Origin of the sequence: Oryzomicrobium terrae, assembly GCF_008274805.1 — a bacterium.
In the GTDB taxonomy this organism is placed as follows: Bacteria; Pseudomonadota; Gammaproteobacteria; order Burkholderiales; family Rhodocyclaceae; genus Oryzomicrobium; species Oryzomicrobium terrae.
This window is the reverse complement of sequence record NZ_CP022579.1, coordinates 3,423,794-3,444,540: the sequence shown is the minus strand read 5'-3', so window position 1 is coordinate 3,444,540 and position 20,747 is coordinate 3,423,794. Positions and strand designations below refer to the sequence as shown.

The following is a 20,747-nucleotide window of genomic DNA, read 5'->3' as shown; positions in this document are numbered from 1 at the left end:
CCTGACCGAGAGGGGGGCGGTGGTGGCATCGAACTACGAAGCGATCTGCGAAGAAAACCAGCGGCGCTACGGCACCGACATCGGCCGGATCGGTCCAATGTTGCTTGCTGACAGGTACGACGACCGGACGCACTTCATCTTTGAGTTGCTTCAGAACGCGGAGGACGCACTCGGTCGGCGCGGCGACTCGGCCGGGCCGCGCAAGGTCACGTTCGAACTGGCCCCGACCCGGCTGTCGCTCTCACACTTCGGGCGGCCGTTCGATGAGGCGGATGTCCGGGGCGTGTGTGGCATTGCTGAGAGCACCAAAGACAAGTTCTCGATTGGCCGGTTCGGTATTGGCTTCAAGTCGGTCTACACCTTTACCGACCGCCCTGAGATTCATTCCGGCGACGAGGATTTCGCCATCAAGGACTACGTGCAGCCACAACGGGCGGGGCGCACGGAACGCGAGGCGGGAGAAACGCAGATCGTCCTCCCGCTAAAGCATGGCGACGACACCGCGCAGAAGGAGATCACGGCGGGGTTCCAGCATCTGGGCCCCGGCGCGCTGCTGTTCTTGAGGCACATCGAAGAGATCAACTGGAGTGTCGAGGGTGGCGCGTCCGGGTTCTACTTGCGCAACAGCCCTGAAGCCTTCGGGAGCAACGTCCGTCGCATCACGGTGATCGGTCAAGAGAGCGGAAAGGCGGAAGTCGATCAGAACTGGCTGGTGTTCCACCGTGAAATGTTTTCTGACACGCAGGATGCCGTCGGTCGCGTGGAGATCGCGTTCTCGCTGGTCGCGGTCAAGGATGCGCCGGGCCGCTGGTCGGTTCAGCCCGTGGCCTCATCGCCGCTGGTGGTGTTCTTCCCGACAGTGGTGCAGACCAATCTCGGCTTTCTGGTGCAGGGGCCGTATCGCACGACACCTAGCCGCGACAATATCCCGCGCGGAGAGCCGTGGAATCAGCATCTGGTCAAAGAGACGGCCAACCTGCTGGTGGAAGCGATGCGCTGGATGCGCGACAACGCGATGCTGGACACGTCTGCCTTGCGTTGCTTACCGCTCGATCGTGAGAAGTTTCCCGCAGGAGCGATGTTCGCGCCAATCTTCGAGAGCGTCCGGCAGGCGCTGTGGAGTGAACCGCTGCTGCCTCGATTCGACGGTGGTTTTGTCCCTGCCTCCCAAGCAAAGCTGGCGCGTACGCAGGAGTTGCGAGATCTGCTCAGCCCGGAGCAGATCGAAGCGGTGTTCGGCTCCAAGGCCTCCGCGTGGCTGACAGGCGTCATCACCCCGGACAGACAGCCGGAGATTCGCTCTTACCTGATGCAGGAGCTGAACGTTGCCGAGGTGACGCCAGCCACGCTGGTTCCGCGTCTGACAGGGCCTTTTCTCGAAGCCCAATCCGACGATTGGGTGAGGCGACTCTACGAGTTCCTGAATGGTCAAGAAGCTGCCCTGCGCCGCAGCCTCGACAAGATTCCCTTGATCCGCCTCGAAGACGGCACCCACGTCGTTGGGCGCGAGAACGGGGCGGCGAAAGCCTTTCTGCCGAGTGCTATCAAAACCGGCTTCCCAACGATACGCTCTGCAGTGTGCGCGTCAGTTGATGCACGCAGCTTTCTCATCGCACTCGGCATCACCGAACCCGATCAAGTCGATGACGTAGTGTTGAACCTGCTGCCGAAATATCAGCAAGAGACGGTCGATATTGACGACGAGGAATACGCAGCCGACATTGAGCGCATCCGCAACGCGTTCAATACCGATTCGAAAACCCAACGGGAAAAGCTCCTCACAGCGCTACGCGAAACGCCCTTCGTGATGGTGGTCGACACCGGTGACGCCAAAGGCTACGTCGCCAAGCCTGGCAACATCTACATCGCCACTGACCGCCTGAAACAGCTCTTCGCCGGCGTTCCGCGTGTCTTCATCGTTGACGACAGGTACGACTGCCTGCGCGGCGAGGAGATGCGCGAATTGCTGGAGGCGTGTGGTGCATTGAGGTATCCGCGTCCCCTAGAAGCGCCGACTGCGCTTTCATTGGAAGAGAAGAGAGAACTACGTCGAAAGACCGGCTACGTAGAGTTGGGTGCCAGAGAACGAGTCGTTGACTGGGTGCTGAATGGCTTCGACGCCTTGATTGACTTGCTGCCCAAGCTCATCCCCGAACAACGCATTGAGCGCGCCCGCCTGATCTGGGAGAGCTTGGGTGACCTTGAGGAACGTCGTGGGCGTGGCATCTTCGATGGTTCTTACAGTTGGTCGCATTACGGGGAGCGCAGGACGCCGCCATTTCCGGCTGCCTTCGTTCGCCGCCTCAACACGGTAGCGTGGGTGCCCGACGCCAACGGCGACCTTTTGCCGCCAAACCTTGTGTTGTTCGATCCCCTCGGCTGGAAGACCAACCCCTTCTTGCTGACCAAAATCGACTTCAAACCGCCGATCATCGACCAATTGGCCAAAGAAGCAGGTATCGATCCTGCGGCCCTCGACTTGCTGCGAAAGCTCGGCATTACCAGCGTGGCAGATCTGACTTCCCGGCTTGGGATCACTGGCGCACCTTCAGATGACGAGGCTCCAGCCGATGACGCGCCGTCTGACGAAGTTCCGACCGAAGAGGAGGCGGACGACACAAAGCCATCTGGCGACGATGTCTACGACGACGCGAAAGACCTGTATGGCGACGGGATGCCGGACATTCCACCAGGATCGCTCGCCCCGGACGGCGGCGACGGCGCAACGAGTGGCACAGGGCGCGGCGGTCACGGAGGAACTGGCACTGGGACGCCACGTAGCGGCGGCCAGGGCAACGACGGGCCACACGGTGGCTCCGGTGGCCACCCCGGTGGCGGCGGAAAAAGCGGCGGAACCAGCAACGGGGGACAGGGAAAGCGGGCGCCAGGTTCTGCTGGCGGAAGGCCGTTCATTTCCTACCTCGGCACCCATCCCGACGACGAGGAAGCTGATCCAGACAGCCTCGATCAGGCAACGCGGATGATGATCGAGGATCACGCTCTTACCCTGATCATTTCGCTCGAACCCAGGTTGCAACGCACTCCGGAAGGCAACCCAGGTTTCGATCTATTCGAAGCCAACGGCGATGGCCAGCCAGTTCGATGGGTCGAGGTCAAGTCGATGACTGGCAGTCTGGAGAATCGACCCGTGGGTCTTTCCCGCACGCAGTTCGATCATGCCCACGCGAAGGGCAATGCGTACTGGCTGTACGTAGTCGAGCATGCGACCGACGCAGAGAAAGCGCGGGTTCTCAGGATTCAGAACCCTGTTGGTCACGCGCGGACGTTCACGTTCGACAAAGGCTGGAGCCAGATCGCGCGAACGGAACCACCGAAATCGTCTCAACCGAAAGCCTGATCCATGTCTACCCTCAAGCCCATGGCGGGAAGTTCACTAGAGCACTCGGCCCTCAAGCAGCGCCATCGACTGGTGCGCGACGGACATCCGACCAACCTGACGCTGCGCATCCACAGGGCCTTGAGCTGGCTGCATCGCGCCGAGCAGTCGGAGGATATGGACGGCAAATTCATCTTTCTGTGGATCGCCTTCAATGCTGCCTACGCGCAGGAACTCGACGACAGTGACCGCACGGCCGACAAGGTTACTTTCACAGCCTTTCTCCAAAAGCTCTGCGATCTCGACACAAGCAAACGCATCGCCGACCTGATCTGGAAGGAATTCTCCGGCAGCATCCGCACGCTACTCGACAACCCCTATGTTTTCCACCTGTTTTGGGAGTTCCAGCGTGGCCGGATCGGTGAAGACGAGTGGAGGGATCGGTTCGCCAGCGCGAAGAAATCGGCACAGTCCGCACTGGCCAGCGGCAATACGCCCGCGCTGCTCTCGGTCATGTTCAATCGCCTCTACACGCTGCGCAATCAACTGATCCACGGTGGTGCGACGTGGGATGGCAAGGTCAATCGCGACCAGTTACGTGATTGCACGCGTCTGCTGGGCAAGCTGGTTCCAGTGATCATTGCGCTGATGATGGACAATCCGAACGCACTGTGGGGCGACGCCGTCTATCCAGTTGTCGATCAAAACGTCTGACCCCATCGCGGCACATCGCTAAAGTGGTAGGTAAACCTTTCATTACCGCCTGAGAGTTCGGAAAGCTGAAGGTCAGCCTCGGCCGACTTGCAGCCCATTAGGTATCTCATGAGGCCTCGGGCGGAGGTCGTTGGTTTCGTCTCGGCTTTCGAGACGACCTTGCCACCGGAGGAAACAAGAGGGCGTCCCAGCGGTCGCTCTTGTCAGAGTGCGCGTGACTTTTCTCTGTAAAGGGCGAGATATGGGAATCAGTGACCTAATCGCCAAGTTGCAGACTAGCTTCTACTCAGATCCTATGGACGCCGTCTTAAAAGCCATTGGCGTGGAGTGATGATTTTAAGGTCTGCCTACCTGCTGGAAGGCGTCGTGAACGCTAGTGATGAGCTTGCTGCGTTTTGTTCTTGTGTTGTGACGGTTTGGTGAGCGTAAGGGGGTTGTGTGGTGTTACGTGTCACAGATCAACTTACAAGAAATCATATTTTAATCATATGGTTGGATTTTATTTGTGCAATTAAGCCCGATTGAGAGCAAATCGAACCTGTCAGTAACAACAGTATATTTAACACTCCGAAGGCAGGGTCGTGCGTTCGAATCGCGCCGGGCGCGCCAAAGATTCAAGAAAGGGCTGATTCCGCAAGGAATCGGCCCTTTTTGTTTTGCGCGCACGCTGGATTTCTACACGTCACTGCGACACGTGAAGGGCGCGCCGTCATGCTGAGACACGCCGTTTTGGCATGAAGCGGCCCTGTATGGACACCGTGCGTCGCGCCAAAGGCGGCGTTCGTAACAATGGCTAGGCCACGCTGAACGAACGACGGTTTTATTCCCTATTGGAAGATGGCGCTAGGCTGTCCAGTTCGGCCCGCTCCCGGGCATCGAGCTGGGCCACCAGCCCGGTTTCCCAGGCCAGGTAGCGGCGGGCTGCCTCCCGGTTGCCGTCGTGGCGGTCGTGCACGAAAAACAGGTAGTCGATGCACGCGCTGTCTGCCGGATCGTCCGGCGTGGTTTCAACGCGGCCGCCCGTCGCTTTCCAGGCGGTCAGGCCGCCGTCGAGCAGGGCTACCGTGGCCGCGCCGAGCCGCCGGGCCTCGTCCCCGGCCAGGGCGGCGATGGCCGGGTCGTCGGCCACCAGGACTACGTTTTGGCCGGCCAGGGCCAGGTCGGCCAGGCGCGGGCGGAGCGCCCAGGTGGAACCCGGGATGTGGCCCTGGCGGTAGGTCATGCCCGGGCGTACGTCGATGACGCATAGGTCGCCCCGGGCGAGGCGTTCCGCCAGCTCGGCGGCGCCGATGGGGGGCGGGGCAGCGGGGAGCGCGACCGTTCCCCCGGGCGGGTAGCCGTTGCTACGGCCAGTGCAGGCGTGCAGATTCTCCTGGTCCGCCAGGCCCCCAGCCAACACCCACACCTCATAGCCCAGGCGTGCCAGCCAGGACCCCACCACTGGGGCACGGATGCCGTCGTCGTCCACCAGCACCAGGCGGGCGCGGCGCACGGCGATGAACTGGTCGGTGGCCTGGATCAGCTGCCCCCCCGGGGTGGATTGGGCGCCGGGCAGGCTGCCGGCCTGGAATTCTTCCGGAGCGCGTACGTCGCACAGGTAGGTGCTGCGCGACGTATCGGCGAGGAATTCGCTGACCCGGGCGGCACTGGCGCTACCCACGCCCCAGCGCCGTGCCAGGCGGCGGGCCGCGTAGCGGCGCGCCTCCGGGTCGGCGGGGTGGGCGTCGTCCGGATAGCGCCGAGCGCTGCCGTGTTCCAGTGTCAGGTCGGCCAGGACCCAGCCCTGGGTGCCGTTCTCCAGGGCATACACCGGGTTGGGCAGGCCCAGGTCGATCAAGGTCTGGGCGCCGATCAGGCTGCGGGTGCGGCCGGCGCAGTTCACCACGATGGTGGTGTCCGGCCGGGGGGTCAGGGCGTCGATGCGCAGGGCCAGCTCGCCGTTGGGGCAGCACACTGCCCCGGGGATGTTCATCTTGCGGTATTCGGCGAAGGGCCGGCCGTCCACCACCACCAGGTCGCGGCCCTCGGCCCGCCAGGCGGCGAGCTGCTGCGGGGTGACGCGGGGCGTGTGGCAGCGGTGCTCCACCAGCTCGCCGAAGGTCTTGGAGGGCACGTTCACCCCGGCGAACAGGGCGAAGCCGGCGGCAGCCCAGGCGGCGGTGCCGCCGTCGAGCACGTAGGGCCGGTAGCCGAGGGCGGCCAGGCGTTCCGCCGCCCGGTCGGCCACGCTGCCAGTTCCTCCGCTACTGCCGTTGCCGTCGTCGCACAGCACCAGCCGCACCTGGCGGTTGGGCAGCAGGCGCGGGGCGTCCAGCTCCAGCCGGCTGTAGGGCAGGGGCACGGCGTAGAGCAGGTGGGCTTCGCCGAACTGGCCGGCTTCGCGCACGTCGCACAGGGCGATCTCGGCGCCGTCGTGGAGCCAGTCCTTGAGGGTGGCCGGGGCGATGCGGGCGGGAAACGTGACGGAGCGGGCGGCGGGGTGGCCGGAGGCCGCCGGGGTGGGGGGCGCGGCCATGGGCAGGTTTAGCGCCGGGTGGCGACGCCGATGGCCATGGGCTGGCAGGTGCCGGCGTCCACGTCGAAGGTAGTGCGTGCCGCCAGGGTTTCCAGGGCGCGGCCGTACATGTGCAGGTGGCGGATCACCTGGTCGCCGCGGATTTCCACGGCGTGGATGTCGTCGGGCATCAGGGCGATGCCGCTGCCCGGGCCCACCACCACCGTCTCGCGCAGGCGCAGGGTGGCCCGGCCCGGAGTGCGGCCGTCGTCGAGGCGGTCGTAGACGTCGTTGTGCTCCTCGCCGTCCACCGCCGCCACGCAAGCCCAGGTGGTGTGGTCGTGGGGCGGGATGCGTTTGCCCGGGCGCATCACGTTGAGGTAGAGGGCGAAGCTGCGGTCCGCCTCCTCGTGGATGAAGTAGCGGGCCTGGCGTTCCCCCTCCTCGGGCGGGGCGAACTCGGCGCCGCGCCACCACTCGCCGTGGGCGGCCAGGCTTTTGACCTGTTCCAGGATGCCGGCCAGGGCCTCTCGGTCGAAGGGCTGGCGGGCGGCCAGCTGCTGCATGGCGGCGATGGCGCGGGTCACGGCCTGGCGGCGTTCTTCCTGGAGGGACATGGGGATTCCTTGCAAAAAATTGATGGAAACGGACGGCGAAAAGTTTAAAGTCCGCGCCAGTCGCGGGGCAATTGAATTATGCTGATCGAAAACATAAGCAACGCTAATAGATGAAGACCCTGGACCTGGACCTGTTGCGTACCCTGCTGGCGGTGGTGGACCACGGCAGTTTTGCCGCGGCGGCGCGGCGCCTGTACAAGACCCAGTCGGCTGTCACCCAGCAGATGCAGCGCCTCGAAGCGAGCCTGGGCTTTGCCCTGTTCGACAAGGTCGGCCGGGGTAAGCGCCTCACCCCCCGGGGTGAGCAGCTGCTCGGCTACGCCCGGCGCCTGCTCGCCCTCAACGACCAGACCTTGCACGCCCTGCGCCAGGACGGCGAGGGCGCCACCCTGCGCATCGGCTCGCCCCACGACGTGGCCGACACCCTGCTGCCCGGTCTGCTCGCTGGCTTCGCCCAGGCCTATCCTCAGGTGCAAATGCAGATCCACGTCGGGCGCAGCCCCTTCCTCATGGACGACCTGCGCCGCGGCGACCTGGACATGACCGTGTCCACCCGCCGCGACGATGCCCTGCCCGGCCTGACGCTGCGGACCTCGCCCACGGTGTGGGTGTGCGCCGAGGAGTTCCCCTACCGGCGCGGCGATCCCCTGCCCCTGATTCTGGCCGACGAGCCGAGCATCTTCCGCCAGCTGGCGCTCAACACCCTGGAGCACGCCACCGTGCCCTGGCGTATCAGCTACGAATCGCCCACCCTGATCGGCATCAAGGCCGCCCTGCGCGCCGGCCTGGGCGTCACGGCGCGCAGCGTCGAGCTGCTCGACCCGACCCTGCGGGTGCTCGGCGAGGCCGAGGGGCTGCCGCGCCTGCCGGACGTGTCGTACCACCTGTACCTGCGCGGCGATGGCGGCCATCCCATCGCCCGTCGCCTGTTCCGGCAACTGGCCGGCGGCCTGGCGCCCTTCGGCCCCGCCGTGGCCGACGAGGAATGAGGGGGCGCCCCGCTCCCCCGCCTTCCCCACCGACGGCACCCCGCCCATGTTCTCCGCCCTGTTCGCCCTGCCGCGCACCGTCTGGCTGATCGGCCTGATCAGCCTGGTCAACGACAGCGCCAGCGAAATGCTCTACCCGCTGATCCCGCTCTACCTATCGTCGGTGCTGATGGCCGGGCCGCGGGCCCTGGGGATCATCGAGGGTATCGCCGAAGCCACCGCCAGCCTGCTCAAGCTGTTTTCCGGGGTGGTGGTGGACCGCACCCGCCGGAGCAAGCCCTGGATCGTCTTCGGCTACGGCCTGGCCGGGCTGGGCCGGCCGCTGATCGCCTTCGTCGCCAGTTGGCCGTGGCTGCTGGTCCTGCGTTTTGCCGACCGGGTCGGCAAGGGCCTGCGCTCCTCGCCCCGGGATGCCCTGCTGGCCGCCAGCGTGGCACCGCAGCGGCGCGGTCTGGCCTTCGGTGTGCACCGGGCGATGGACAACGCCGGGGCGGTGGTCGGTCCCTTGCTGGCCGCGCTGCTGCTCGGCACCGGGATGCCCCTGCGCGACATCTTCCTCTGGTCGGTGTTGCCGGCCGGCCTGTGCCTGGCCTTGGCCCTGGCCCTGCGCGAACCCGTGGCGGACAGCGCGGGGCGGGAGGCCCAGGCGGTGCGTCCTTTCGACTGGCGCCTGGGTGACCTGCCAGCCACGTTCCGCCGCTACCTGGCGGTGGTGGCCCTGTTCACCCTGGGCAATTCGTCCAACATGTTCCTGCTGCTGCGCGCCCGGGAACTGGGGGTCGCCGAGGCCGCCATCCCCCTGCTCTGGGCAGCGGTGTCGGCGGTGGCGATGCTCTTTTCCACCCCCCTGTCGGCCCTGTCGGACCGCTTCGGCCGGGTGCCCCTGCTGACGATGGGTTACCTGGCCTACGGCCTGTTCTACCTCGGCATGGGCTGGCTCGCCCACGACGGCGCCTGGTTGTTCGCCCTGTTCGCCTTTTACGGCCTGTTCCTGGCCGCCACCGAAGGGGTGGAAAAAGCCCTGGTGGCCGATCTGGCCCCGGCGGCGCGACGCGGTACCGCCTTTGGTTGGTTCAACCTGACCAGCGGCGCCTGCCTGCTGCCCGCCTCCCTGGTCTTCGGCTGGCTCTACCAGACGGCCTCGCCCCGCGTGGCGTTCTCGTTCTCGGCGGGCTGCGCCTTGCTCGCCGCCCTTCTGTTGTGGCGCTGGGTAAGGGCCGACTGCCATCCGCCATCCCACGCCGGGATGTAACCCGGCGCCGGGATAATGCCTGCGCTACCCACCCTGTCCGCCCCGTTGTTCCTGCCCTGACCCGGCAGCAAGGAAACTCCATGGAAGCCCTGCAAAACATCAACCTCGCCTCCCTGCTCGATTCCCTGATCAGCCTGACCACGGCCTTCGTCCTCGGCGGGCTGGTCGGCTTCGAGCGCCAGTATCGGCAGCGCACCGCCGGGTTGCGCACCAACGTCCTGGTCGCCGTGGGGGCGGCGATCTTCGTGGACATGGCCAACCGACTGCACGGCCACGACGGGGCGGTGCACGTGGTGGCCTACGTGGTGTCGGGCATCGGCTTCCTTGGCGCCGGGGTGATCATGCGCGAGGAAGGCAATGTGCGCGGCCTCAACACTGCCGCCACCCTGTGGGGTTCGGCGGCCATCGGTGCCTGCGCCGGCGCCGACCTGATCCTGGAAGCCATCGTCGGCACCCTGTTCGTGCTGGCCGCCAATACGCTGCTACGGCCGATCGTCAACGCGGTCAACCGCCAGCCCCTCGACGTGGCCGCCGTGGAAGTGACCAATACGGTCTATGTGATCGTCGAGCGGGGCCGCCAGAAAGAGGTGCTGGCCATGCTCGAAGCGGCCCTGGAAGGGAGCGGCTACCCGGTGCAGGACCTGGAGATCCACGCCTTTGGCAGCGATGCGGTGGAAATCGAGGCCACCCTGGCGGCTACTGCGGTGGAGGGTGGACACCTGGATGCCCTGGTGGCCCGCCTGGCCGCTTCGCCCCTGGTCAGCCAGGCCTTCTGGAGTCCGAGCACTACCGAGTGAGGCGGGCCGGGGCGGCTCAGCCATGCTGACACTGTCGCTCCCGGCGCCGCTCCGCTATACCTGTTCCGAGGCGTCGCCGGCTTCGCCCAGGATCGACCAGGCGTACATCAGGCTGGCCTCGCAAAATTCCCGGTCGTCGTCCCGGTCGCGCCACCATACGGCGCCGCGGGGGTCGGGACCGAGGTACTGCCAGTGGCGTTGCTCGCCGCTGCACAGTTCGATCAGGTAGGTTTTGTTCAATTGCAGGTTGTTCATCGCCGCCGTAGTGCCGTGCCAGGAGTGGGAGATGGGGATGCCGAGGGGGATGCCGACGGTCCATTGTGCGCCCCCGGGGGGCGGGGCGAAAAGGCGGCATGTGAGGAGGGCGTGAGCCATGCAGGGCAGCGAACCAACAACAGGCAGCGGTGCGCCTTCCGGGCTGGAGGCGTTGCTCGTCGCCCAGTTGAGCGAGGCGGCGATCTTCGCCGACCGGGACGGAGTGATCCGGCTGTGGAACGATTCGGCCGTGGCGATTTTTGGCTTTAGCCGGGAAGAGGCCCTCGGGCGCAGCCTCGACCTGATCATTCCGGAGCGCCTGCGCCCGGCCCACTGGCAGGGCTACCACCGGGCCATTGCCCGGGGGGCCACCCAGCACGGCCGCCGCTCGGCCATCACCCGGGCCCTGACCGGGACAGGGGAGACGATCTACGTGGACATGAGCTTCGCCGTGATCTGCGATTCCCACGGTGGGGCCCTCGGCTCCCTGGCCATTGCCCGGGAAGCGACCGAGCGCTACCGCCAGGACAAGGCGCTGCGCGAACGGCTGGCGACCCTGGAACAGGCCGCTGCCGACCGCGCTGGATCGTGAGCGGCGCCCTGCGCCGGCTGGAGCCGGCCTAGTGCGCCTGCTGATCGAGCTTGTGGGCCAGGGCGCGCAGCGGCGAGGTGATCTGCACCGGGTAGGGCGTAGCCGCCGGGGTCAGCTGGCGTAATTCCGGGGGGAGCTGGGCCAGTTCGGTGGCGGCATGCTGGCGCAGCGTGTTCAGGGGGTCGAGGGGCGGTTCGCGGCGCCCTTGGTGCATCACCGGCTGAAGCAGGGCCATGCTGTGTCCGGACGGTGGGGGTTCGCAACTGAGAGCCACCACGTCGTGGCGGAACAGGCCGTTTTCCTCCCGGACCCGATAGACCTGTTTTTCCCCCGGCCAGGTGGCCTTGCCCTCGGACAGCTTGCGCCGCGACTTGCCGGCGTAGGCTTGCAGCTTGTATGCGGAATCGAGGAAGGGGGCGTCGGCGGAGGTGGTCAGATGGGTGCCGACGCCAAAGCCGTCGATCGGCGCGCCGTTGGCCAGCAGCGCGGCGATGCGCGTCTCGTCCAGGCTGCCGCTGGCGAAAATGCGCACCTCGGGCAAGCCGCCCTGGTCGAGCAGGGCCCGCACCCGGCGGGCATGATCGGCCAGGTCGCCGCTGTCGAGGCGCAGGGCGCCGAGGCTGACGCCGCGGCGGCGCAGCTCCGGGGCCAGGGCCACCACCTTGGCGGCGGCGGCTTCGGTGTCGTAGGTGTCGATCAACAGGGTGACGTTGTTCGGCTGGGAGGCGGCGAAGTGGCTGAAGGCCTGGGCTTCCCGCTCGTGGGCCTCGATGTAGGAATGGGCCATGGTGCCGAACAAGGGAATGCCGTAGTGCTTGCCGGCCAGCACCGTGGCCGTGCCGGCAAAGCCGGCCAGGTAGCTGGCCCGGGCGGCGAGCAGCCCGGCCTCGGCGCCGTGGGCACGGCGCAGGCCGAAATCCACCAGTTGCTTACCCGGGGCGGCGAGCACGCAGCGGGCCGCCTTGCTGGCGATCAGGCAGGAAAAATTGAGCAGGTTGATCACCCGGCTTTCGACGAACTGGGCCTGGGCCAGGGGGGCGACGACGCGCAGGATCGGCTCATTGGGGAAGAACACGGTGCCCTCGCGCATGGCGTAGACGTCGCCACTGAAGCGGAAGTCGCGCAGCCAGTCGAGAAACACCGGGTGAAAACGCCCGGTCTGGCCGAGCCAGCGCAGGTCGTCGTCGCGGAAACGCAGGGTGGCCAGGTAGTCCACGACCTGTTCGATGCCGGCCACCATGAGGAAATTGCGCTGGGGCGGCAAGGCCCGGACGAAGAATTCGAACACCGCCGTATCGGCCATGCCCTCGTCCAGGTAGGCCTGGAGCATGGTCAGCTCGTACAGGTCGGTGAGCATGGGGGTGTAACCGTCGTTCATGGCGCGACCTCGTCCCAGGTGAGGGGGTGTGCGCCGAGGCGCAGCATTTCGTCTTCGGCGCGGCGGCCGTCCTCCGGTTGCACCGCCACGGCGCGGATCGCGTCGCGCAGCACGACCACTGCCAGCCCCTGTTGCCGGGCGTCGCGCACCGTGGCCAGGACGCAGTAGTCGGTGGCCAGGCCGCCGACGAAGATGCGTCGACAGCCCAACCGTTGCAGGTAGGCCCCCAGGCCGGTGCCCTGGAAAGCGGAATAGGCGTCGATTCCGGCGTGTGCCCCCTTGGAGATCAAGGTGGCGTTGGCCGGGACGTGTAGTCCCGGGGCAAAGCCGGCGCCGGGGCTGCCGGCCACGCAGTGGGGCGGCCAGGGGCCGCCCTGGGCGTGGAAGGAGCAGTGGTTGGCCGGGTGCCAGTCCCGGGTGAACACCAGGGGCAGGCCACGCTGCTGGAACAGGTGGATGTAGCGGTTGAGCGGCGCGACCACCCGGTCGCCATCGGCCACGGCCAGGGGGCCGCCGGGCAAGAAGTCGTTCTGTACGTCCACCACCACCAGGGCGTCCCCGTCGCCGGGCAGGCACGGCAGGGTCGGAGCGGGGGCAGCGCTGGCCGGGAGGGCCGATGAGGGCGGCACGGCGGGCCTTTCACGACTCGTGCAGGGGAATGCGCCGGTGCACGGCCCAGATCTTGGCCTTGGCGATGGCGATGCGGATCACCATGCCTTCTTCCATGCCATCCTCCAGGAGGGCGTTGGCAATGTCGATCGCCTTGGCCCGGACCACCGGTGCCAGGTGGCGCATCGCCGTCGGATAGTGGCTGCTGTTCCAGGGCACGGTGGCGGCCTCAGGCGACCCAGGTGACGCGCAGCAGGTTTTCCTCGGGGTTGTAGTGGAATTCCAGGGCGCCTTGATAGGCCCGGTGCAGGGCTTCGCCGATGCGCCGGGCGAGATGGATGTCGGTGGTGGTCACCAGCCATTCCTGTTCACCCTCCTCAATGGCCATGATGCGCTCCAGGGCGTGCTCGCTCCGCTCCCGGGATTCCTCGTGGCGGACCAGGCGCAGCAATTCATCGTGCAGGGTGTTGAGGCGTTCGCCGCGCAGGGTCAGGTAGCCCGCCGGAAAATGGTCGCGCTGCCGCTGGCAGGCCGGGCAGACCGTTTCGCTGGCGCCCTCGGGGCGGGGTTGCCAGACCCAGCGTCCCTGATGGTAGACGGCGCCGCATTCGGCGCAGACCGTGGGTTCCTTGAGCTTGCTCTGCAGCTTGTAGGTGTCGTGCACCCTTTCCAGCCACAGGTGGTGATCCCGGCCGATCGGGCTGAAACCTTTGTTGGGGACGTGGTGGGTCTTCATGGGAGTCTCCTGGCGTCGATGATATGCACGCCCCCACACCTCTGTTGCTGGTGGGCAAGAGGCAAGGCGAGCGGTAGCCTGTTCTAACTCCCCCTTCACTATATATGCCGGCGCCGCGAGGAAAAGGCCAATTTTCTGGACGGCGGCCGTTGGTGTGCTGTAATCAGTTCGTAGCCTTCTTTCTCCCCCCTTCCACCCCGGCCCCGCTGGAGGTCCGCATGGAGCGCCCTGCCGGAAAGCGAACCTGTCTGTACACCAGCGCGCAACTGGCCGTGGTCATGAATGACCTGGCCGGCCGGGTGGCCGGGCTGATGACGGGGCGTTCCCGCCTCGCCATCATCGGCATCCTGCGCCGCGGCGCTCCCCTGGCGGAGCGGCTGACGGCGGCCCTGGCGGGACGGCTGGCGGCCCCGCCGTTGCGCCTCGACCTGGCGATCAAGCGCTACGCCGACGACCTGACCCTGCTCTACCCCGAGACCCGCCTGACCGAACAAGCGGGCCACGCTGACTTGGACTTGGCCGGCTACACCCTGGTGGTGGTGGACGACGTGCTCTATACCGGCCATTCTCTGCTGCGCGCGGTGGGCTACCTGGGCGCCAAGCGTCCGGCCGAGATCCGCGTGGTGACGCTGGTTGACCGGGGCGTGGCGCGCCTGCCGCTCCATGCCGATGCGGTGGGGGTGCGGCTCGACGTGGCGCCGCCGGACATCATCGAGTGCAACGTGCCGCCCTACGAACCCGAATTCAAGATCGAACTGTTGCAGCTGGAGCGGCCGCCGGAGGGTTAGGGGTGGAAGCGCGGCATCAGGGCTGGTCCAGGGCGGGTGCCGAAATCACGGGAGGAATGGTCATGCTGTTCAAGGATCGGGCCCAGGCGGCCGGCCTGCTCGCCAGGGAGTTGCAGCCGTGGCGGGGGCAGCACCCGCTGGTGCTGGCCGTTCCCCGCGGCGGGGTGCCGATGGGAGGCATCGTCGCCGCGGCCCTGGACGGTGAACTGGACGTGGTGCTGGTGCGCAAGCTGGGGGCGCCGGGGCAGCCGGAATTCGCCATCGGCGCGGTGGATGAGGCCGGTGGCGTCTACCTGGCCGACTATGCGCCCTTGGTCGGGGGCGACGCGGCCTACGTGGCGCGGGAGCGGGATGCCCAGCTGGCGGTGATGCGCTGCCGCCGCGCCCAGTACACCCCGGTGCGTCCGCCCATCGACCCGGCCGGGCGGGTCGTGATCGTGGTGGACGACGGCCTGGCCACGGGGGCCACCATGATTGCTGCACTACGTGCAGTGCGTGGGCGGCAGCCGCAACGGCTGATCTGCGCCGTGCCGGTGGCGTCCCACGAGGCGCTGCACAAGGTGCGTCCCTATTGCGACGAGGTGGTCTGCCTGCTCGTGCCCGAGGGATTCGAGGCCGTCGGCCAGTTCTACCGGGAGTTTCCCCAGGTGGAAGACAGCGAGGTCGTCGCCACCCTGGCCGCTTCCGGCACCCGAAGCGAGGGACAGGCCGGGGCCTGAGCCCCGGGTCTAGCGGATCAGAGGAAGCGGTCGAGGATCTTGCGGCTGGTCTTGTCCAGGCTGGCCGGGTCGCGGATCAGGTAGTGGATGCCGTGGCTGTCGGCGATCAGCAGCCGGCCTTGGGCAAGGCGGCGGATGTCTTCCTCGCCCTTGAGGACGAAGGCGGTGGCGCCCCGGTCGGTGTCCACCTCCCAGGTGCTCGGCGTGACGAAACTGGAGACGGCACGGATACGCTGGATCAGGGGCATGAACTCGCGGCTGGCCAGCTCCTCGGCGACCAGCTGGCGGGTGCCTTCGGGCAGGTCGTCGAGACGCTCGATCCAGACCAGCTCGTGGCCGTCGGCGGACACCAGGGACAAGCCGCCGTCGGGGGCGGAGATGGGGAAGGCGCGCACCGGCACCACGGCCTCGAAGGTCTCGCCGGCGGCGTTGGTCAGCACCAGGCGGCCGTTGGCGGCGCGGTGCAGGGTGAAGGGGGGCAGGGTCATGGCGGTCATTGGAGTCTCCTTCGCCCTGGTCAATCGTTGCTGCCGCTGTTGGCGGCGCCGGTGTCGTTGCCCTCGCTGTCGGCGTTGCGCGCCTGGGCCTGGTAGAGGCGGTAGTAGTGGCCTTCCAGGGCCATCAGCTCATCGTGGTTGCCCACTTCGACGATCTGGCCCCGGTCCATCACCACTAGCCGGTCGGCCTTGCGCAGGGTGGACAGGCGGTGGGCGATGGCGATGGTGGTGCGCCCTTGCACCAGGTTGTCGAGGGCCTTCTGGATTTCCTTCTCGGTGGTGGTATCCACCGACGAGGTGGCCTCGTCCAGGATCAGCAGGCGAGGGTTGATCAGCAGGGCCCGGGCGATCGAGATGCGCTGGCGCTCGCCGCCGGACAGGGCCTGGCCGCGCTCGCCCACCAGGGAATCGTAGCCGTGGGGCAGGCGCAGGATGAAGTCGTGGGCGTGGGCGGCCCGGGCGGCGGCGATGATCTCCTCGCGGCTGGCGTCGGGTTTGCCGTAGGCGATGTTCTCGGCGATGGTGCCGAAGAACAGGAAGGGCTCCTGCAGCACCAGGCCGATGTTGCGCCGGTAGTCGGCGATGGCCAGGGAGCGGATGTCCACCCCGTCGATCAGGATCGCCCCCTCGGCCACGTCGTAGAAGCGGCAGATGAGGTTGACCATGGTGCTCTTGCCCGAGCCGCTGTGGCCCACCAGGCCGATCATTTCGCCCGGGGCGATGGACAGGTTCATGCCCCGGATCACGGCACGGTTGCCATAGCGGAAGCCGATGTCGCGGATGTCGATGCGACCCCGTACCTCGGTCAGGCGCACCGGGTTGGCAGCCTCGGGCACGCTGGAGACGTGGTCGAGGATGTCGAAGATGCGCTTGGCGCCGGCGGCAGCCTTCTGGGTCACCGAGACGATGCGGCTCATCGAGTCGAGCCGGGTGTAGAAGCGGCCGATGTAGGCGAGGAAGGCGGTGAGCACGCCGACGGTGATCTGGTCGCGGGATATCTGCCATACGCCGAAGGCCCACACCACCAGCAGGCCCACCTCGGTGAGCAGGGTGACGGTGGGGGTGAACAGGGACCACACCTTGTTCACCCGGTCGTTCACCGCCAGATTGTGCATGTTGGCGTCGCGGAAGCGGGCCGCCTCGCGCTTTTCCTGGGCGAAGGCCTTGACCACGCGGATGCCGGGGATGGTGTCGGCCAGCACGTTGGTCACTTCCGACCAGATGCGATCCACCTTCTCGAAGCCGTGGCGCAGCTTGTCGCGCACCACGTGGATCATCCAGGCGATGAAGGGCAGGGGCAGCAAGGTGACCAGGGCCAGCCAGGGGTTGATCGAGATCAGGATCGCCGCGGTCATGACGATCATCAGCACGTCGGTGGCGAAGTCGAGCAGGTGCAGCGAGAGGAAGATGCAGATGCGGTCGGTTTCCGAGCCGATGCGTGCCATCAAGTCGCCGGTGCGCTTGCCGCCGAAGTACTCCTGGGAGAGCTTGAGCAGGTGTTCATAGGTGGTGGTGCGCAGGTCGGCGCCGATCCGCTCCGAGACCAGGGCCAGGATGTAGGTTTTGGCCCAGCCCAGGCCCCAGGCCACCAATGCCGCGCCGAGCAGGCCGCCGAGATACAGCCCGACCAGGCCGGCGTCGATGGGGGCGCCGTTCTGGTAGGGGATCAGCACCTTGTCCATCAGCGGCATGGTCAGGTAAGGGGGCACCAGGGTGGCGGCGGTGGAGGCCAGGGTGAGCAGGAAGCCGGCAAGCAGCTGGCCGTTGTAGGGCTTGGCGAAACGCCACAGGCGGAACAGGGTCCAGGTGGACGGGGGCGTCGGCGTTTCCTTGGTGCACAGCGGACATTCGTCCTGGCCGGCGGGCAGGGGCGTCTTGCACTGGGGGCAGAGGCCTTCGTCGGCCAGCACTTCCGGGGTGCCGCTCACCAGGCTGTCGCGCAGGCCCTCGAAACGGTCCACCAGGCGCAGCGCCGCCGGGTTCTGGCCCAGGGTGTAGCGCCAGCAGGCGAGCCGGCGGGGGCCGGCGGTGGCCTGGTCCGTCGTATCCACCAGTTCCAGGTTGCCCACCCCGGCATGGTCGAAGTGCTGCAGGGCCAGTCCGGCACGCAGGGGCCAGGCCTGCCAGGCCGTTTCACCGGGGGCCCGGGCGAGCAGTCGACGGGTGGTGACGGCCACCAGCCCTGGGACGAAGCGCAGCTGGGCGTCGAGGTCGGTTTCCACCCAGGACACCAGGGTTTCGTCGGCGGTGAGCGGGGGGGCGGCATCGCCGGTCCAGGGCCCGGGAAGGACAACGGGAGCGGGGCCGGTGGCAACAGGAAGGGAGGTGGCGGTGGTCATCGGGTAGCACCTTTCCGGAACGAAGGGCCGGAAAGCCTGGAAAATCGGTCCGGGACGGGCCCGGCAAGGCAAGCCTCGCGGCACGGCTGCACCCGTTTTTGCGGCAATGCAGCAAAAGAAGCGCCGACGAGGCGGAAAGATCACAGTATACCGAAGGGGGCGGCCCCCATTTCCGTTGCTGCGGGCGGAAAAAAAGCCTGCGGCCGGGATCGGGCGCGACGAAGGAGGGGCGCCCCCTGTATGATCCTCGTTACAGCAAGTTACACGGGTATGGGCCCCGCAGGTAAACCAACGGCCTTCTGCAACGTTAATGCGTTCTCAGGCGGCCATTTCGCGCCTTCCAAGCCTTCATGCCAGTTCGCCCGGCCACATCATTCGATTTATGAAAAAGAAAGACATTGAGTTTCTGCGCATCGTGTCGCTGCGCGGGCCGAACATTTGGACCTACCGGCCGGTTCTTGAAGCCTGGGTCGATATCGGTGAGTTGGAGGAGTGCCCTTCCAACACCATTCCCGGGTTTTACGAGCGCCTCTCCTCCTGGCTGCCTTCCTTGATCGAGCATCGCTGCAGCTACGGCGAACGGGGCGGCTTCCTGCGCCGGGTGCAGGAAGGCACCTGGCCCGGCCACATCCTCGAACACGTCACCCTCGAATTGCAGAATCTGGCCGGCCTGCCTGGCGGCTTCGGCAAGGCCCGGGAAATGTCCACCCGCGGCGTCTACAAGGTGATCGTCCGCGCCTGGCACGAGGAAGTCACCCGCGCCGCCCTGTACGCCGCCCGTGACCTGGTGATGGCCGCCATCGAGGACCGGCCCTTCGACGTCGCGGCGACGGTCGAGCATCTGCGCGACCTGACCGATTCCCTGTGCCTGGGGCCGAGCACCGCCTGCATCGTCGACGGTGCCGACGACCGGGACATCCCCCATACCCGCCTGTCCGAGGCCAACCTGGTGCAACTCGGCTACGGTGCCGCCCAGCGGCGTATCTGGACTGCCGAGACCGATCGCACCAGCGCCATCGCCGAGGGCATCTCCCGGGACAAGGATCTGACCAAGACCCTGCTCTCGTCCTGCGGCGTGCCGGTGCCCGAGGGCCGCCTGGTGGACGACGTGGACGACGCCTGGGATGCCGCCGAGGACATCGGCCTGCCGGTGGTGGTCAAACCCTACGACGGCAACCACGGCCGGGGTGTGTTCACCAACCTGACCACCCGCGAGGAGGTCGAGGCCGCCTACGCGGTGGCCGTCGATGAAGGCAGCGGCGTCATCGTCGAGCGCTTCATTCCCGGCAACGAGCACCGCCTGCTGGTGGTGGGCGGCAAGATGGTCGCCGCCGCCCGGGGCGACATGGCCTGCGTGGTCGGCGACGGCCGTTCCACCGTGCTCGAACTGATCGAGAGCCAGATCAACTCCGACCCGCGCCGCGGCCGCAGCGAGGATCACCCCCTCAACTTCATCCGTCTCGATTCCGCTGCCCGCCTGGAGCTGTCGCGCCAGGGGCTGACCGGCGATGCGGTGCCCGCCGAAGGTCGTACCGTGCTGGTCCAGCGCAGCGGCAACGTGGCCATCGACGTCACCGACGAGGTCCATCCGGACGTGGCTGCCGCCGTGTCCCTGGCCGCCCGGGTGGTGGGCCTGGACATCGCCGGCGTCGACCTGGTGGCCGAGGACATCTCCCGTCCCCTGGAAGAGCAGCGCGGCGCCATCGTCGAGGTCAATGCCGGCCCCGGCCTGCTGATGCACCTCAAGCCTGCCGAAGGCCAGCCCCGCCCGGTGGGCCGGGCCATCGTCGACCACCTGTTCCCCGAAGGCGAAGACGGCCGCATCCCCATCGTCGGCGTCACCGGCACCCACGGCAAGACCGTGGTCGCCCGCGTGGTGGCCCGCCTGCTCAGCCTGAGCGGCAAGCACACCGGCTTGGCCTGCAGCGACGGCCTGTTCCTCGACCGGCGCCAGGTGGAAAAGGCCGACAGCGCCAACTGGGCGGCGGCCCGCCGGGTGCTGCTCAACCGCTCGGTCGAGGCCGCCGTGTTCGAGAATAGCGCCCGTGCCATCTTCTCCGAGGGCCTCGCCTACGACCGCTGCCAGGTGGGCGTGGTGACCAATCTCAACGGTGCCGAGGGACTGGCCGACCTGGATGTGTTCGAGCCCGACCAGGTGTACAAGGCCCTGCGCACCCAGGTGGACGTGATCCTGCCCAGTGGTGTGGCCGTGCTCAACGCCCGGGATCCCCAGGTGGTGGAAATGGCCCCCCTGTGCGACGGCGAGGTGATCTTCTTCGGCCTTTCCGCCGACCTGCCGGCCCTGGCCGAGCACCGTGCTGCCGGCGGCCGTGCCGTGTTCGTGCGCGACGGCCGACTGGTCCTGGCCACGGGCAGCGACGAGGTACCGCTCACCGCGGTGAGCGCCGTACCCCTGGTCAGCGCCGGTGGCGCCGGGGTGGACGATCTCCAGGTGGAAAACCTGCTGGCAGCCATTGGTGCGGCCTGGGCCCTGGGTATCGCGCCGGAACTGATTCGCGCCGGGGTCGAGACCTTCGACGTGCTCCCCGCCGATGCCGCCAAGCGGGCCTGAGCCCGCCCCTCTTCCCGGACAAGACTGCCGCTACCCACACTCCCCATTTCACCCGAGCTGAC

The 20,747-nt window shown here is 67.2% G+C and carries 18 protein-coding genes; 9 read left to right on the top strand and 9 right to left on the bottom strand.

What is annotated here, in order from left to right:
• Positions 1-22 precede the first annotated feature (22 nt).
• Together OTERR_RS15580 and OTERR_RS15575 are read left to right on the top strand one after the other, a co-directional pair.
• On the top strand, positions 23-3,358 hold the full coding sequence (locus OTERR_RS15580) for a sacsin N-terminal ATP-binding-like domain-containing protein (protein ID WP_223115964.1): 3,336 nt from the start codon (positions 23-25) through the stop codon (positions 3,356-3,358).
• A 3-nt stretch (positions 3,359-3,361) separates the two neighbouring features.
• Positions 3,362-4,051, top strand: a complete 690-nt coding sequence (locus tag OTERR_RS15575; protein WP_149426328.1) for a HEPN domain-containing protein — start codon at positions 3,362-3,364, stop codon at positions 4,049-4,051.
• A gap of 820 nt (positions 4,052-4,871) precedes the next feature.
• Here OTERR_RS15575 and OTERR_RS15570 read toward each other — a convergent pair.
• Both OTERR_RS15570 and OTERR_RS15565 read right to left on the bottom strand, forming a co-directional pair.
• Complete coding sequence (locus tag OTERR_RS15570) at positions 4,872-6,566, bottom strand: rhodanese-like domain-containing protein (protein WP_149426327.1); 1,695 nt, start codon at positions 6,564-6,566, stop codon at positions 4,872-4,874.
• A gap of 8 nt (positions 6,567-6,574) precedes the next feature.
• Positions 6,575-7,162, bottom strand: a complete 588-nt coding sequence (locus tag OTERR_RS15565; RefSeq protein ID WP_149426326.1) for a cysteine dioxygenase family protein — start codon at positions 7,160-7,162, stop codon at positions 6,575-6,577.
• 110 nt (positions 7,163-7,272) lie between these two features.
• Here OTERR_RS15565 and OTERR_RS15560 point away from each other — a divergent pair, with 110 nt between their 5' ends.
• From OTERR_RS15560 to OTERR_RS15550, 3 genes are all read left to right on the top strand, one after another.
• Positions 7,273-8,151, top strand: coding sequence for a LysR substrate-binding domain-containing protein (locus OTERR_RS15560; protein ID WP_149426325.1), 879 nt, complete (start codon positions 7,273-7,275; stop codon positions 8,149-8,151).
• A 46-nt stretch (positions 8,152-8,197) separates the two neighbouring features.
• A complete protein-coding gene (locus OTERR_RS15555) occupies positions 8,198-9,403 on the top strand; it encodes an MFS transporter (protein ID WP_149426324.1) in 1,206 nt (401 codons plus the stop codon).
• Positions 9,404-9,483: 80 nt separating this feature from the next.
• On the top strand, positions 9,484-10,200 hold the full coding sequence (locus OTERR_RS15550; protein ID WP_149426323.1) for an MgtC/SapB family protein: 717 nt from the start codon (positions 9,484-9,486) through the stop codon (positions 10,198-10,200).
• A 54-nt stretch (positions 10,201-10,254) separates the two neighbouring features.
• Here the strand turns inward: OTERR_RS15550 and OTERR_RS16480 are convergent, their stop codons facing one another.
• The gene (locus OTERR_RS16480) at positions 10,255-10,575 is read right to left on the bottom strand and encodes a hypothetical protein (protein ID WP_246154219.1); all 321 of its coding nucleotides are present in this window, start codon (positions 10,573-10,575) and stop codon (positions 10,255-10,257) included.
• Between OTERR_RS16480 and OTERR_RS15540 the strand changes: the two genes are divergently transcribed.
• Positions 10,574-11,047 (top strand): PAS domain-containing protein, encoded by a 474-nt coding sequence (locus tag OTERR_RS15540; RefSeq protein ID WP_054621812.1) that lies wholly within the window; start codon positions 10,574-10,576, stop codon positions 11,045-11,047. The two genes, OTERR_RS16480 and OTERR_RS15540, sit on opposite strands and share 2 nt — an antisense overlap.
• 28 nt (positions 11,048-11,075) lie before the next feature.
• On the opposite strand, the gene OTERR_RS15535 is transcribed toward OTERR_RS15540, so the two are convergent.
• From OTERR_RS15535 to OTERR_RS15520, 4 genes are read right to left on the bottom strand one after another with little or no spacing between them, the layout of a single operon-like run.
• Entirely contained in the window at positions 11,076-12,425 is a 1,350-nt protein-coding gene (locus OTERR_RS15535; RefSeq protein ID WP_149426322.1) for a nicotinate phosphoribosyltransferase, read from the bottom strand.
• Complete coding sequence (locus OTERR_RS15530; protein ID WP_246154217.1) at positions 12,422-13,054, bottom strand: isochorismatase family protein; 633 nt, start codon at positions 13,052-13,054, stop codon at positions 12,422-12,424. The genes OTERR_RS15535 and OTERR_RS15530 overlap by 4 nt, the downstream gene beginning before the upstream one ends.
• Before the next feature lie 10 nt (positions 13,055-13,064).
• Complete coding sequence (locus OTERR_RS15525; protein ID WP_054621814.1) at positions 13,065-13,253, bottom strand: DUF2188 domain-containing protein; 189 nt, start codon at positions 13,251-13,253, stop codon at positions 13,065-13,067.
• 10 nt (positions 13,254-13,263) lie between these two features.
• A complete protein-coding gene (locus OTERR_RS15520) occupies positions 13,264-13,770 on the bottom strand; it encodes a BCAM0308 family protein (RefSeq protein WP_054621815.1) in 507 nt (168 codons plus the stop codon).
• A gap of 218 nt (positions 13,771-13,988) precedes the next feature.
• Between OTERR_RS15520 and OTERR_RS15515 the strand changes: the two genes are divergently transcribed.
• Complete coding sequence (locus OTERR_RS15515; protein WP_149426321.1) at positions 13,989-14,558, top strand: bifunctional pyr operon transcriptional regulator/uracil phosphoribosyltransferase PyrR; 570 nt, start codon at positions 13,989-13,991, stop codon at positions 14,556-14,558.
• A 62-nt stretch (positions 14,559-14,620) separates the two neighbouring features.
• Complete coding sequence (locus OTERR_RS15510) at positions 14,621-15,277, top strand: phosphoribosyltransferase (protein ID WP_149426320.1); 657 nt, start codon at positions 14,621-14,623, stop codon at positions 15,275-15,277.
• A gap of 17 nt (positions 15,278-15,294) precedes the next feature.
• Here the strand turns inward: OTERR_RS15510 and OTERR_RS15505 are convergent, their stop codons facing one another.
• Positions 15,295-15,774, bottom strand: a complete 480-nt coding sequence (locus OTERR_RS15505; protein WP_246154215.1) for a cyanophycin metabolism-associated DUF1854 family protein — start codon at positions 15,772-15,774, stop codon at positions 15,295-15,297.
• Positions 15,775-15,794: 20 nt separating this feature from the next.
• A complete protein-coding gene (locus tag OTERR_RS15500; RefSeq protein WP_149426319.1) occupies positions 15,795-18,113 on the bottom strand; it encodes a cyanophycin metabolism-associated ABC transporter in 2,319 nt (772 codons plus the stop codon).
• 382 nt (positions 18,114-18,495) lie between these two features.
• Here OTERR_RS15500 and OTERR_RS15495 point away from each other — a divergent pair, with 382 nt between their 5' ends.
• Positions 18,496-20,685 (top strand): cyanophycin synthetase, encoded by a 2,190-nt coding sequence (locus tag OTERR_RS15495; protein WP_082397145.1) that lies wholly within the window; start codon positions 18,496-18,498, stop codon positions 20,683-20,685.
• Positions 20,686-20,747: the final 62 nt, after the last annotated feature.

Coding starts and splice junctions, on each gene's coding strand:
- OTERR_RS16480 (WP_246154219.1), bottom strand. CDS start 10,575: ATGGCTCACGCCCTCCTCACATGCCGCCTTTTCGCCCCGCCCCCCGGG.
- OTERR_RS15515 (WP_149426321.1), top strand. CDS start 13,989: ATGGAGCGCCCTGCCGGAAAGCGAACCTGTCTGTACACCAGCGCGCAA.
- OTERR_RS15520 (WP_054621815.1), bottom strand. CDS start 13,770: ATGAAGACCCACCACGTCCCCAACAAAGGTTTCAGCCCGATCGGCCGG.
- OTERR_RS15570 (WP_149426327.1), bottom strand. CDS start 6,566: ATGGCCGCGCCCCCCACCCCGGCGGCCTCCGGCCACCCCGCCGCCCGC.
- OTERR_RS15505 (WP_246154215.1), bottom strand. CDS start 15,774: ATGACCGCCATGACCCTGCCCCCCTTCACCCTGCACCGCGCCGCCAAC.
- OTERR_RS15495 (WP_082397145.1), top strand. CDS start 18,496: ATGAAAAAGAAAGACATTGAGTTTCTGCGCATCGTGTCGCTGCGCGGG.
- OTERR_RS15535 (WP_149426322.1), bottom strand. CDS start 12,425: ATGAACGACGGTTACACCCCCATGCTCACCGACCTGTACGAGCTGACC.
- OTERR_RS15555 (WP_149426324.1), top strand. CDS start 8,198: ATGTTCTCCGCCCTGTTCGCCCTGCCGCGCACCGTCTGGCTGATCGGC.
- OTERR_RS15500 (WP_149426319.1), bottom strand. CDS start 18,113: ATGACCACCGCCACCTCCCTTCCTGTTGCCACCGGCCCCGCTCCCGTT.
- OTERR_RS15565 (WP_149426326.1), bottom strand. CDS start 7,162: ATGTCCCTCCAGGAAGAACGCCGCCAGGCCGTGACCCGCGCCATCGCC.
- OTERR_RS15540 (WP_054621812.1), top strand. CDS start 10,574: ATGCAGGGCAGCGAACCAACAACAGGCAGCGGTGCGCCTTCCGGGCTG.
- OTERR_RS15510 (WP_149426320.1), top strand. CDS start 14,621: ATGCTGTTCAAGGATCGGGCCCAGGCGGCCGGCCTGCTCGCCAGGGAG.
- OTERR_RS15550 (WP_149426323.1), top strand. CDS start 9,484: ATGGAAGCCCTGCAAAACATCAACCTCGCCTCCCTGCTCGATTCCCTG.
- OTERR_RS15575 (WP_149426328.1), top strand. CDS start 3,362: ATGTCTACCCTCAAGCCCATGGCGGGAAGTTCACTAGAGCACTCGGCC.
- OTERR_RS15560 (WP_149426325.1), top strand. CDS start 7,273: ATGAAGACCCTGGACCTGGACCTGTTGCGTACCCTGCTGGCGGTGGTG.